Below are 12,603 nucleotides of genomic sequence, written 5' to 3'. Positions count from 1 at the left end.
GCGGCGGTCGTTCAGGAGGGGGCGGCCGCCGCCACGACGTGGGCCGTCGCCGGGATGGCGAACCCTCCGGGGACGGCGTGCGCCCGCACCGCGTCCGCGATGGCTGCGCGGATGGCGACCAGGCGGCCCGCAGACTGCCGCGCCAGGACGGCGGCGGTCCGAACGCCTCCCTTGAGCTCCGCTTCGAAGAGGAACTCCGCGCTCGGGACACGCCACGTCGCCCGCACCGTCTCGAAGGTCATGGACGCGGGCGCGAACCCCGCCTCCTCGAGGACCTGGCGGCAGGCCGGCTCCTCGCTGAGCGGGAAGCGGGGAGGCCCCTCCGGCAGATCGATGGCGAGGTCCGCGTGCGCCTCGATCGCATCACAGACATATCTCGACAGCGGGTTGTCTGCCGGGGCCGCCCAGACGGTGAACCCGAACCGGCCGCCTGCGCGCAGGACGCGACGGGCCTCGCGGAAGGCGACCCCGGGCCTCGCCAGGTGCGGCACGCCGAAGTTCGTCACCACCCGATCGAAGCGCGCCGTCTCGAACGGGAGCCGCTCGGCGTCCCCCTCCAGGAACTCGATCCCGGGATTCCGCTCGCGGGCGCGGCGGACCATGCTTGCCGAGAAGTCAAGACCGACTGGGACCGCGCCCGCCCTCAGCACCGCCGCCGCCACGTAGCCCGGACCGCAGGCGACGTCCAGGAGCCGCGCGCCGGCGGTGAGGTCGACCGCGCGCAGCAGGGGCTCGATGAAGTGCGAGGTGAGGTCGGTCCAGCGAGCCTCGTATTCACCCGCCGCCTGTTCCCAGCCGGCGTGCTCGAGGAGGCTGAAGTCCCGGTACTCCGGCTCCATGCGTCCGCTCCCGGGCCGATCCACTATCCGGCGCGACGATCGAGCAGGTGACGCAGGGCCGGCTCGAGGTCAGGATAGCGGAAGCGGTAGCCGGACGCCAAGAGGCGCCTCGGCTCGACGCGCTGGCTCGCAAGGAGCAGGGCGTCGGCCATCTCCCCGAACACGAGACGCGCCACGAACGCGGGCATCGCCGCGATCGTCGGCCGGCGCAGGACGCGGCCGAGGGTCTTCGTGAACTCCTCGTTGGTCACCGGCCGCGGGCTCACCGTGTTGACGGGGCCTGCGAGCGCTCCCGCGCTGAGGGCGTGTTCGAGGGCCCCCAGGACGTCGTCGATGGCGATCCAGGAGATGAACTGCCGGCCGCTGCCGAGGCGGCCGCCGGCGCCGAGCCTGAACGGCGGCAGCATTTTCGCGAGCCCGCCCCCGGCGGGACTCAGGATCATCCCGAACCGGTGCCGCACCACGCGCACGCCCTTCTGCGCGGCCGGCTCGGAGGCCGCTTCCCAGGCCCGGCAGACGCGCGACAGGAAGTCCTTCCCGGAGGGGCTGTCCTCCGTGAGGATCGCGTCGCCGCGATCGCCGTAGAAACCGATAGCCGAGGCGCACAGAAAAACTCCGGGTGGCCTCGACAGGCCCGCGATCGCGCCGGCGAGAAGAGCGGTGCTCGTCACACGACTGTCGTGGATGCGGGTCTTCTTCACAGCACTCCAGCGGCCGCTGGCGATGCTCTCGCCGGACAGGTGGACGATGGCGTCGAACCCCTCCAGGGACGCGCGGTCGAGGACCCCGCGCGCCGGGTCCCAGGAGATCGCGGATCCGGCGCCGGGCGCGCGCACCAGACGCGCCACCTCGTGTCCGGCGGTGGACAGGGAGGGGACGAGCGCCGAGCCGACGAGCCCCGTGGAACCGCTGACCAGGATTTTCACGCGCCTGCCCTCCTGGGACTCAGATTCGCAGGGGCCGACCGGCGCGAGCGCTCTGAGCACCGCGAAGATTCTAGCCGACCTGCGCCCCGGGCGCGCCGGGGGCGGTTGCCGCGGCCCGGCCACGACCCTAGATTGAGATTCATCGAGGAGATCGTGGACACCGTTCGAGCCGTGGAAAGCGTCCGCTCGGAGATCGGGGCCCACGGGGCGCGCCGGCTCGCCTTCGAAGGTGCGTTCCAGGCGCTGGCCCAGGGCCTGGGCGAGGCCTACCTCGGCGCGTACGCCCTGTATCTTGGCGCGGGCGGGCTGGCCCTCGGCCTGGTGGCGACGCTTCCGACCGCAGCGACTTCGGCCGCCCAGATCCTGGCACGCCGGGTCAGGGAAGGATCGGGCGAAACGCGCCGACTGCTGCGGCGCGCCTGGTCGGCGCAGGCCGCGGGGTATGCGGCGCTCGGACTGTGCGTGCTCGCGCCGTTTCCCTGGTCGGTCGGTTCGCTCATCGCTCTGGGATTCCTGGCCTGGGGGTGCGGCGGTGTGGCGATCCCGGTGTGGACCTCGCTGGTGTCGGGCGCCGTGCCGACCGCCCGGCACGGGTGGTTCTTCGGCCTCCGCGGCGCGGCGCAGGCGTCCGGCGCCCTCGCGGCGATCCTGAGCGGCGGAATCCTGCTGTCGGTCCTGGCCGGGAGCGGTCATGAGGCTCTCGGCTTCGTCGTCATATTCGCGTACGCCGCGCTGGCGCGCGCGGCGGGAGCGATCCTCCTGCCCCGCCTCCCCGACGGACCGTGTCGTCCGCCGGAGACGCACCGATCCATCGGACTGCGGCCGCCGCGCTCCTCGCACAAATTCAGACGGCTGTCGATCTATCTCTGGAGCCTGCATCTGGCGACGTACGTGAGCAGCCCGTTCTTCGTCCCCTACATGCTGAAGGAGCTGCGCTTCTCGTATCTCCTGATCGGTGTCCTGATCGCCACGCCCGCGATCGTGAAGGTGTGCACCCTCCGCCTCTGGGGCCGTCTCGCCGACCGCACCGGTCCGGGCCCGGTCCTGCGTGCGACCGGCTGGCTGGTCGCGCCGGTGCCGGCGCTGTGGCTCCTGTCGGCGAGCCCGTGGTGGATCCTGGCGGCGCAGGTCTACTCGGGCCTGACCTGGGGCGCCTTCGAGCTGGCGCAGGCCTCGTCGATCCTCGCGACGACCCGCGGCCGGGAGCGCCAGGTCGCCTGGTTCAACACGGTGGACGGGGGAGTGCTGATCGTCGGCTCGCTTCTCGGAGGTGCGGTGGTGAATCTGGTCAATGCGCGCGGCGGAGCCGGCTACCTCGCCGCCATGGGGCTCTCGACCGTCCTGCGCCTCGTGCCGGCGCTGGGGCTCCTCGGGCGCGTGCGCGGAATCGGGCGCCCCTCCTTCTCGCACCTGATGCTGCCGCTGCGAGTCTGGACGGTCAGGCCCACACGCGGGTTGACGCTTCGCCTGCGGGAGGGGATCCTCCTCGTCGCCCCCCGGCGCGACCGGCGTCCCGGCGCCGCCGTTCCGGCGAAGCCCCGTCGAACGTCGCGCTGGATGTCCCCCTTCCGGGGAGGCAGTCCCTCGCCGGCGAACCGCGTGATGCACTCCTCGCAGACGGACGCCGCGCGGACACCCCGCCAGCCCTGAGTCAGTCCCGGGCCGCGATCGGTGGGAGCGCGGGCGCCTTCCTGGCGAACAGGTCCGACCAGTCCACCCGTGCGGTCGCCTGCATCAGGACGAAGAGGGTGAGGACCGACCCGACCGTGACGGTGAGGCCGGTGTATCCCTCGAAGAAAAAGGCGTAGGAGAAGAGCACCAGGAACACCAGCTGCGCCACGCCCGCCTGCAGGAAGGCGAAACGCGCGCCGCCGACGAGCCTCAGGTAGCTGACCACGAGCGCGATGCTGGTGGCGGAGGCGATCAGGAACGCGGCGTGGATGTTCACGTGGTCCACGAGGTAGGCGAGCAGGAGGTGGAAGGCGAAGAAGGCGGCCGCCAGGAAGAAATAGTTCATCGGGTGCAGACTCCTTCCCGAGAGGACGCCGAGGACGACGACGACCGTGATGAAGAACAGCAGCGACACCGGGGCGAAGAATGTGATGCGCGAGGCCAGCGGCCCGGGGTTGAGCCGGTTCGGCAGGTCCACGCCGATGTGCTGTCCGGTGATCAGGCTGTCGAACGCCCAGGTCAGCCGGAACCCCTTGCCGTCGCCGGTCTTGCGGGTGGGGGAGATCGTCCCGGCCGGGAAATCGATGCCGGCGCAGTCGGTCTTCACCTCCATGACGAAATCGCGCACCTGCGCCACCCCCGACGGGGTGAACGAGTAGGCCCAGTCCCCCAGGCCCCGCGAGCGGTACGCCACCCTGAGAGCCGTCTCGGCCCCCGCGGCCAGATCCACCGTCGCCGTGATCCCCTGCGACAGCTCGCTGGCCGGCGGCACGTCGCGGCCGTTCAACCGGAACGTGAAGGCGTCGTAGAGCGCCTCGGTCGAGGGGAACACGAAATGGACGAAGACGGTGTGAGGCGCGCTGTCGCCGTTGACCAGCTTGTAGTCACCCGCGAACGTCACGCCGTACGTGTCGTACCACAGGAGTCCCTTCTGTCTCTGGTCCAGGGAGAGCGAAACATCCAGCCGGCTGGAGGTGATCGCCACCGGGACGCGATCGACGACCGTCTTCGTGACCGGCTGCATGTACGTTCCTCCCGAACCGTTCGGCTGCTGCACCTGCTCGATCACGACGCGCGATCGCTCGTACCAGGCGTCGGGGGCAATCTGGTCGTGCTCACCCCCCCACAGGCGCTTCACTTCCTGGGTGAGCCGGGTGTCGGATTCCCCGGTGCGGACCACCAGGGACGCCCCCAGGATGAACCAGGCGACTGCGGTGCAGGCGAAGATGAACGCGACGGCGAGCAGACGAGAGACTGTCATGGACCGACCTCCTGTCGAAAGGGTGGATGTCTTCACGAGGAAGAAGATGCTTCCTCCCCCAGTTCGAGACCTGAGGCCACGATGAGCAAGTCCTGATATGTGGCTGAGGGGGGACCCGGGAGCCTGTGTGTCAGCGAGGGCGACGCGTCAACCCGATGACGAGACCGGTGCCAAAAAACAGCCCTTCCACCGCGCCTGAGAGGGTGCGGGTGAGCGGACCGGGGCCCGACTCCCCCAGCATGCGGGCGAGGGGGAGGAGGCCGACATGGGAACCGTTGTACTCGTGGGCCAGGATGTTCAGGCTCGTCCCGACCAGGTTGCCGCCCAGCCGGCAGACGACGAGCCCCGCGATACCGCAGCACGCTCCGCTCAGAAGCGCCGCTCCGATGCGGGCCGCCCCGCGCGGTGTCGCCATCCCTCCTCCCGGGGGCCGAGGCGTCGACAGCGCATATCCCAGCCCGGCGGCACCACCGATGGCCAGCCCCTCCGGACCGCCCCCGAGTGACGACAGGTCCTGCCCAAACACGCCGGCGAGAGTCCAGCGCACGAAGAGGTACGCCACGGCGCCGGTCAGACCGCCGGCCGCGGCTCCGCACAGGACGAGGGCCAGACCGCGGAAGGAGCGGGCGATCGCCTCGGCGAACGCCAGTCCGGCGCCTATACCCGCGGCGCCCGTCCCCCCGGCGAGAGCACCGATGAGCCCGAGCGTCAACGGCAGGCTCGCCGGCGACTCGGACCCGTCGCCGAGACGCAGCAGGAGCCCGCCCAAAAGACCTGCAAGGATTCCCGCCAGGGCGCCGCCCGCCGAGGCGGCTCCCCAGCGACTCCCCGCCAGGCGCGCCGCGCGCCTGAGCCTGAGGAGCACGAGGGAGAGGATCGCGGCTGCGGAACCGGGCACACCCAGAAGGGGCACCGGCCCCGCGCCGGCGACATCCCAGCGCGCGTCCCTCAAAAGGGCCCGGGCACGTTCGTGACCCTGCCGGCGATCCAGGCGTCGCAGGGTCTCCTCGGTCCCGAGGAGGTGCAGAGTCTCGGCCGCCTCGCGGCGCACCTCGTCGGGATCGTCCCCCTCCGGGACTCCGTCCTCCAGGAGCCGGGCGAGCGGAGTCTCGAACGGGTCGTCCGTCGACGGCGCGGCCGAGGCAGGATCGATCGGGATCGCAGGGCTCGTGACCGGCAGGACGGCGTCCTCGTCCTCTGCGACTTCGGGGTGGATGAAGCGGTAGCCGTGGCGCGACATCGTGCGGATGAAGAGAGGCTCGCGCGCCGTGTCTCCGAGCGCCCGCCGGAGCGTCCGGACCGCCTGGCTCAGGGCGCCGTCCGAGACGACCACGTCGCTCCAGACCGATTCCAGGATGTCCTGCCTGTGCACCGCCTCACGACGGCGATCGATCAGCAGCACGAGGAGGTCGAAATATCGCGGGATGAGCGGCACCTCGCGTCCCGCGCGGGTCAGCGTCCTGCGCGAGGGGGACACGGTGAATTCGGCGAAGCGGTAGCTCCGCGGCATGAGAGGTCACGCTCCGAAGGGGGCGAGTCTTACGGACGTTCGAACTAATTGACGGCGCAGGACCCGGGACCGCGCGGATCGCCGCAGGTGCCGCACGATCCGCCGTCCCCTGACGACTCGGCGCTTCTGGGGGAGGGGCCGCCGCCCACGGCGAAGGTGGAGACGAGCTTCTCGAGGTCCTCGCCCCCGCAACCCGGGCAGGCCGGACTCGGCGGCCCGATCACCAGCGCCTCGAAGCGCCGGGAGCACGACCGGCAGATGTACTCGTAGAGCGGCATGGCGACTCAATTCTAGGCGAAAAGACGGCGGGGGAGCCGCGAAAAGGAGGGCGGCGACGAGGCGACGTCCCGTCCCAGCGCTCCGAGGATCTCGCGCGCCGCGCGGCGGCCGCTCAGGTACGCTCCGTGCACCGTCTGGTAATGCGGGGCCTCCGCCGTCGCCTCTCCGGCGAAGTGCAGACCCTCGAGAGGCGTTGCGAGGGCGGCGCGCTCCAGCGCGCCCCCCGGACAGGTGTACGAGTAGGAGCCCAGAGCGTACGGGTCCCGGATCCAGTCGCGCAGGTTCGACCACTGGACGCGCTTGCGCGCCCCTGCGGCGGGGAACGGCTCCTCGATCCAGGACAGCGCGCGGTCCCGGCCGGCCTCCTCTCCGAGGTCGCTCAATTCCTGCGCCGCGGCGCCGGTGATCCAGCCCAGGAGCACCGGCTGCCCCTTGCCCGACGGGTGCGGGTCCCAGAACGAGATGCGCCCGCCCCGGGTGCTCCAACCCGGCAGGCTCGGGTTCGCGTCGCGCCAGAACCAGGCGTCGAACAGGAAGTGCACGACCACGACACGTCCCATCTTCAGAGCCTGGATGGATCTCCTCTTCCACGGCGGCAGGTCCGGCGAGAAGACCGGCGAGGCGGTCTGTAGAATTCCTATCGGCAGTGTCACGACGGCGTGCCGGGCGCGGACGGTCTCGGCCCGCAGGCCCCGGTCGTACGACACGGCGGCCCCGAAGCGGCCCCACTCGATCCGACGCACGACGCACGACAGGCGCACGCGGTCGCCGAGGGCCTCCGCGAGCTTGCGGGGCAGACGGTCGTAGCCGTCCACCACCTGGTAGTTGCGATCGAGGTAGCTGTTCCAGTCCGCGTCGTCCTCCATGGCGGCCCGCAGGCTCACCTCGGACGGCTCGGCCGACCACGACAGGGCGTGCTCGGCGACGCTGTCCTGCTCCTCGGGGCTGAACCTCTCGTCGTCGAGGAACTTCTGGAACGGGATGTCGGCGCCGCGGTAGGCGTGGTAGGCGCGGGCCAGCCGGGCGTCGATGTCCGCCGCGCGCGCTTCGTCCGGCTTCTGGAAACCGGCCGAGGCCGACCACGACCAGGTGGACCATTCGCCGAAGGGTCGGGTCTGGACCTTGAACTCCCGCACCAGCTCCCAGGTCGGCGCGCGCGAACCGTGGATCATCTGCGCCCCGAGCTCGATCCCGTGCGGCGCCGGCTCATGGATCGTGTGGATGCGTCCGCCGACCCGATCGCGCGCCTCCAGAACCACCACGTCGAGGCCGGCGCGCGCAAGGTCGCGGGCGGCCGAGAGTCCGGCCATGCCCGCGCCGATGACGGCGACGTCGTAGGTCTTGCCGATGAACGAGGGGGAGCACCTCTGGAGCGTCACGCCGGCGCCGGCGAGTGCTACGCTCTTCAGCAGGGTCCGCCTGGTGAGACGGGTCATGGGAAAGCGCTCCTGAGGCGCCGGATTCTAGCCGAAATCCAGGGCTCAGACGATGAAGAGATATTCGGTCGCGAGGAACAGCACGAAGCCCAGGGCGGCGCCGCTGGCGGCAAGAATCATGCTGGTCCTGTCGAGCGATCCCCGCCACCCCAGGGACAGGACGTAGACGAGGGTGACGCCCTGGACCAGGGGGGCCACGAGCGGCACGAAGAACAGGAGGACAGAAAGAATCCCCAGCGCCCGCGCCCGGGCGGCATCAGACATGCTTGTCCATGTGGTACAGGCCCAGGTTCATCATATTGATCACCGTGTTGATGGCGATGTAGCGCAGCGGCTCGCCGGGCAGACTCTGCGTCGGCCGCAGCATCCAGGCGGGCGGACTCTGGCCGTGCAGCATGTCGGAGAGGAATGAGCCCGCCTTCGTGCCCATGGCGATGCCGTGACCGGTGTACCCGCCGCAGTAGACGATGTTGCCCGACTGTCCGGCCGTCCCGATGATCGGCTCCTGGTCCGTGGTGCAGCCCATCGGTCCGGTCCAGGCGTGCTCGAAGGGGTGGCCCGCCAGCGCGGGGAACGATTTCACCAGGGTCCGGTGCAGGGCCGGAAACAGGAATCCATCCCCCGTGTAATTCAGGCCGTTGTCGTAGAGGTACCGCGCCCCCGCTCCCACCAGGACCCGGCCGCCGGGAGCCTTGCGTCCCCACATGTACATCTCGCCTGACGTCATCACCAGGATGCTGTCGGGAATGTCGCGCAGGATTTCGCGCGGCAGGGGTGCCGTGACCGCCGCCGCCGTATGCGCGGGGAACAGGCGCGCGGCGCCGATTCCGAGCCTCGGCGTGTAGCCGTTGGCGGCCACGATCACCTTGGGGGCGCGCACCGCGAAGTCGTCGCCGCGCACGGTGACGGTCTGCCCATCCTCGAGGGAGCGCACGCGGCTCCCCTCGTGGATGGCACCGCCCAGACCGAGAACCGTGCGCTTGAGTCCCACCGCGTACCGGTAGGGATCGAGCTGCGTCTCCGGTGCGCGCTCCAGATCGCAGCCGATCCCGAAGCGATCGACGATCTCGATCACCTGCGCCACGTTCTCCCCGGTCCCCGGTGGAGTTCCCATCTCGGTGCCGTTGCCGAGGACACCGCCGCTCCTCCCCGTGGCGCCGAACCCGACGTAGTGCGCCTCGAGCAGGACGACGCGCAACCGGGGGGAGCGCAGAAGGGCGTGCAGCGCCGTCGACAGACCGGTCACGCCCCCGCCGATGATCGCCAGGTCGGCCTCGCGCTCCCCCCGCAGCGGCGGGCCTGCGGGATCGCGCCCGCGCGATACCCAGAAGGACAGGTTCGGGGTCCAGCGCGCGTCCTGAAGCAGGAGGTGCGCCCCTCCGAGATAGGCGCCGCCGATCCCGGCGGCGGCCGCCGTCCTGACGAAGGCGCGGCGCGTGAAGGATGGCGTTGAGGAGGGTGCGTCCATGAGGATCGGTTGTGCCCGGCCGGAATTCTACCCGAGGAGCCCGCCCGCGTGCCGGAATCCGGGTCCGGCGCGCCCGTCCCGCCTGCGCTTCGACGTGATATCGTTCGCGCCATGCGACGTGTCCTGAAGTGGACGCTGGGGCTCCTGGCCCTGGCCGCGGGTCTGTTCATCCTCGTCAACCTGGGGCTGGGGATCTACAAGGTCGTGCGTCCCGACCCGGTGCCGGTGACGGTCTACCGCCTGGCCCGCGGCACGGTCGAAGAGACCGTGACCAACAGCAAGGCGGGCACGGTGAAGGCCCGCCGCCGCGCCAGGATCAGCCCTGAAATCGGCGGCCGGGTCGCGTTCATCGGCTTCCGTCCCGGCGCGCACGTTCGCAAGGGGGACGTCCTGCTGCGCATCAACGACAACGACTGGAAGGCGTCGCTGTCCCTGGCCGAGCAGGACCTGGCGACGTCGCGGGCGTCGGCCCGCGAGGCCTGCCTGGCGGCCGACCTGGCGGCGCGCGACCTGAAGCGCACGCTCGATCTCAAGGACGATCGCATCGTGTCCGTGGAGATGGTCGACCGGCTGCAGAGCCAGAGCGAGACCGCCTCGGCGCGCTGCCAGGCGGCGCGCGCCAACGCCGAACGGGCGCAGTCGGCGATCGACCTGGCACGCGCCAACCTGAACAAGACGGTGCTGCACGCCCCGTTCGACGGCGTCGTCGCCGATCTCAAGGCGGAAGTGGGGGAGTGGGCCTCCCCCTCGCCGCCCGCCCTTCCGATCCCTCCGGTGTTCGACATCATCGATCCGTCGTCCATCTACGTCAGCGCTCCGCTGGACGAGGTCGACGCCGGCAGGGTGCACGCCGGGCAGCAGGCACGCGTCACCCTCGACCCCTACCCGAACCGGTCGTTCCAGGGTCACGTGACCCGGGTGGCGCCGTACGTCCAGGACATCGTGGAGCAGAACCGCACGCTCGAGGCCGAGGTCGACTTCGACGACGCGGAGTTCGCGCGCTCGCTCCTGCCGGGGACCTCCGCCGACGTGGAGGTCATCCTGCGATCCGTCACGAACGTGCTGCGTCTCCCGACCTACGCCTTGCTCGAGGGGGACCGCGTCCTCGTCTTCAACGGCGGCCACCTGGTGGCTCGGCAGGTGACGACCGGCCTGCGCAACTGGGAGTACGCCGAGGTCAAGGAGGGGCTGGCCGAGAGCGAGCCGATCGTCGTTTCGCTCGATCGCGCCGAGGTGAAGGAGGGAGTGCGCGCGGTCATCCGCGACGAGTCGGGCCTGGAGAAGAACGGCGCCGCCGGCCGGAGCGACAAAAAGTGATCGAGCTCGTCGGGCTGTCGCGCCACTTTCGCGTGGGCGACCAGATCGTGCGGGCCCTCCAGGACGTCAACCTCACGGTTCCCGGCGGCGACTACCTGGCCCTGATGGGGCCGTCCGGCTCGGGCAAGTCGACCCTCCTGCACATCCTCGGCTGTCTCGATCGCCCGACCGCGGGGACGTACGTGCTGGACGGCCGCGAGGTCGGATCGCTGCCGGAGAGCGCGCTCGCCGAAGTGCGCAGCCGCAAGATCGGCTTCGTGTTCCAGTTCTTCCACCTGGTCCCCCGGCTGACGGCGGCGGGCAACGTCGAGCTGCCGATGGTCCTGGCGGGTATCCGGCCTGCGGAGCGGCGCGAGCGCGTGGCGGCGGCGCTCAAGTCGGTCGGGCTGACCGACCGCGCCGCGCACCGTCCCGACCAGCTCTCGGGAGGCCAGAGGCAGCGCGTCGCGATCGCCCGCGCCACGGTGATGGGGCCGTCGATCCTGCTCGCGGACGAGCCGACCGGGAACCTGGATCGCGCCTCCGGCCACGAGATCATCGAGCTGATCGAGTCGATGAACCGCGCGGGGCTGACGCTCGTGGTCGTGACGCACGATCCCGAGGTCGGGCAGCGGGCCCGGCGCATCCTGAAGCTGGTCGACGGGCGGATCTCGTCGGACGGTGCGACAGCATGAGCGCCCTCGATCTGCTGCGGTTTGCCTGGGAAGCTCTCAAGGGGCACCGCCTGCGCACCGTACTGACCCTCCTCGGGATGGGGATCGGCGTGGGCGCCGTGATCCTGCTGACGGCCCTCGGGGAGGGGGCCCGCGGCTACGTCACCAACGAGTTCATGGCTCTCGGCAGCAACCTTCTCATCGTCCTGCCGGGCAGGACCGAGACCACCGGCAACGCGCCGATCTTCGGCGGCACGACCCGCCCGCTGACGCTCGAGGACTGCGAGGCGATTCAAAGACGCGCTCCGCACGTGCGCCGTCTGGCGCCGCTCGCTGTCGGGTCGGCGCGCGTCGGCTACGGCGAGAAGCGGCGCGAGGTGACCATCCTGGGATCGACGCCCGATCTGCTCCCTGTCCGGCACCTGGCGATCGGCATCGGCCGGTTCCTGCCCGACGTCGAGGCGGATCGGGGGGCTCCGGTGGCGGTCATCGGCCGGACGGTGCAGAGCGAGCTGTTCGGGTCCGAGACCCCCCTCGGCCGGACGATCCGCATCGGCGACTGGCGCTTCCGCGTCGTCGGCGTGATGGCCCCCAAGGGCCAGTCGATCGGTCTGAACATGGACGATGTCGTGATCATCCCGGTGTCGAGCGCCCTGCGCCTGTTCAACCAGCGCTCCCTGTTCCGCATCCTGATCGAGGTCGGGGTGCACGCGGAGATCGACGCGGCCCGCGCGCAGGTCATGAGCATCCTGAAGGAGCGGCACGACAACGAGGAGGACGTGACGGTCCTTACGCAGGACTCCGTCCTGAGCGCCTTCAACCGGATCCTCGGGGCGCTCACCCTGGCGCTCGCGGGGATCGCGGCCATCTCCCTGTCCGTCGCCGGCATCGGGATCATGAACGTGATGCTGGTGTCGGTGTCGGAGCGGACGCCTGAGGTCGGGCTGCTCAAGGCGCTCGGGGCGCCACCCCGCGAAATCCTGAAGGTGTTCCTGGTCGAGGCGGTCCTGCTGTCGGCGGCCGGAGGCGTCCTCGGTCTCCTGATCGGCTACGCCGGTTCGGGGGTGCTGGGGCAGGCGTTCCCGGCGCTGCCGGCGCGACCGCCGGCGTGGGCGGTGTTCGCGGCCCTCGCGGTGTCGCTGCTCTCGGGCGCCGTGTTCGGCGTGCTGCCGGCGCGCCGGGCGGCGCGCCTCGATCCGGTCATCGCCCTGGCGGGACGGTGATCGGTCCGTCCCGGAACGGG

12 protein-coding genes are annotated in these 12,603 nt (G+C 70.9%); 4 read left to right on the top strand and 8 right to left on the bottom strand.

Translation table 11 applies throughout. The features are described from left to right. Positions 1-11: 11 nt before the first annotated feature. Complete coding sequence (locus VEW47_09750; GenBank protein ID HYS05462.1) at positions 12-839, bottom strand: methyltransferase domain-containing protein; 828 nt, start codon at positions 837-839, stop codon at positions 12-14. A 23-nt stretch (positions 840-862) separates the two neighbouring features. After that, positions 863-1,765: a TIGR01777 family oxidoreductase gene (locus VEW47_09745; protein ID HYS05461.1), complete on the bottom strand. Its 903-nt coding sequence runs from the start codon at positions 1,763-1,765 to the stop codon at positions 863-865. A gap of 153 nt (positions 1,766-1,918) precedes the next feature. Between VEW47_09745 and VEW47_09740 the strand changes: the two genes are divergently transcribed. Further along, the gene (locus tag VEW47_09740) at positions 1,919-3,415 is read left to right on the top strand and encodes an MFS transporter (GenBank protein HYS05460.1); all 1,497 of its coding nucleotides are present in this window, start codon (positions 1,919-1,921) and stop codon (positions 3,413-3,415) included. Position 3,416: 1 nt separating this feature from the next. On the opposite strand, the gene VEW47_09735 is transcribed toward VEW47_09740, so the two are convergent. From VEW47_09735 to VEW47_09710, 6 genes are all read right to left on the bottom strand, one after another. After that, positions 3,417-4,697 (bottom strand): inner membrane CreD family protein, encoded by a 1,281-nt coding sequence (locus VEW47_09735; GenBank protein ID HYS05459.1) that lies wholly within the window; start codon positions 4,695-4,697, stop codon positions 3,417-3,419. 130 nt (positions 4,698-4,827) lie between these two features. Next, the gene (locus tag VEW47_09730; GenBank protein HYS05458.1) at positions 4,828-6,207 is read right to left on the bottom strand and encodes a transcriptional regulator; all 1,380 of its coding nucleotides are present in this window, start codon (positions 6,205-6,207) and stop codon (positions 4,828-4,830) included. Between the two features lie 44 nt (positions 6,208-6,251). Further along, on the bottom strand, positions 6,252-6,485 hold the full coding sequence (locus VEW47_09725) for a zinc ribbon domain-containing protein (GenBank protein ID HYS05457.1): 234 nt from the start codon (positions 6,483-6,485) through the stop codon (positions 6,252-6,254). A gap of 12 nt (positions 6,486-6,497) precedes the next feature. Beyond that, the gene (locus VEW47_09720) at positions 6,498-7,922 is read right to left on the bottom strand and encodes an FAD-dependent oxidoreductase (GenBank protein ID HYS05456.1); all 1,425 of its coding nucleotides are present in this window, start codon (positions 7,920-7,922) and stop codon (positions 6,498-6,500) included. Between the two features lie 45 nt (positions 7,923-7,967). Next, the gene (locus VEW47_09715) at positions 7,968-8,186 is read right to left on the bottom strand and encodes a hypothetical protein (GenBank protein HYS05455.1); all 219 of its coding nucleotides are present in this window, start codon (positions 8,184-8,186) and stop codon (positions 7,968-7,970) included. Next, the gene (locus tag VEW47_09710; protein ID HYS05454.1) at positions 8,179-9,390 is read right to left on the bottom strand and encodes an FAD-binding oxidoreductase; all 1,212 of its coding nucleotides are present in this window, start codon (positions 9,388-9,390) and stop codon (positions 8,179-8,181) included. The genes VEW47_09715 and VEW47_09710 overlap by 8 nt, the downstream gene beginning before the upstream one ends. A gap of 111 nt (positions 9,391-9,501) precedes the next feature. Here VEW47_09710 and VEW47_09705 point away from each other — a divergent pair, with 111 nt between their 5' ends. From VEW47_09705 to VEW47_09695, 3 genes are read left to right on the top strand one after another with little or no spacing between them, the layout of a single operon-like run. Next, positions 9,502-10,707: an efflux RND transporter periplasmic adaptor subunit gene (locus tag VEW47_09705; GenBank protein HYS05453.1), complete on the top strand. Its 1,206-nt coding sequence runs from the start codon at positions 9,502-9,504 to the stop codon at positions 10,705-10,707. Next, positions 10,704-11,381, top strand: coding sequence for an ABC transporter ATP-binding protein (locus tag VEW47_09700; GenBank protein ID HYS05452.1), 678 nt, complete (start codon positions 10,704-10,706; stop codon positions 11,379-11,381). The genes VEW47_09705 and VEW47_09700 overlap by 4 nt, the downstream gene beginning before the upstream one ends. Continuing rightward, on the top strand, positions 11,378-12,583 hold the full coding sequence (locus tag VEW47_09695) for an ABC transporter permease (protein HYS05451.1): 1,206 nt from the start codon (positions 11,378-11,380) through the stop codon (positions 12,581-12,583). The genes VEW47_09700 and VEW47_09695 overlap by 4 nt, the downstream gene beginning before the upstream one ends. Positions 12,584-12,603 lie beyond the last annotated feature (20 nt).

Source organism: Candidatus Dormiibacterota bacterium, from assembly GCA_035635555.1.
In the GTDB taxonomy this organism is placed as follows: Bacteria; Acidobacteriota; Polarisedimenticolia; order Gp22-AA2; family Gp22-AA2; genus Gp22-AA3.
This window is presented reverse-complemented; position numbering and strand designations above follow the sequence as displayed.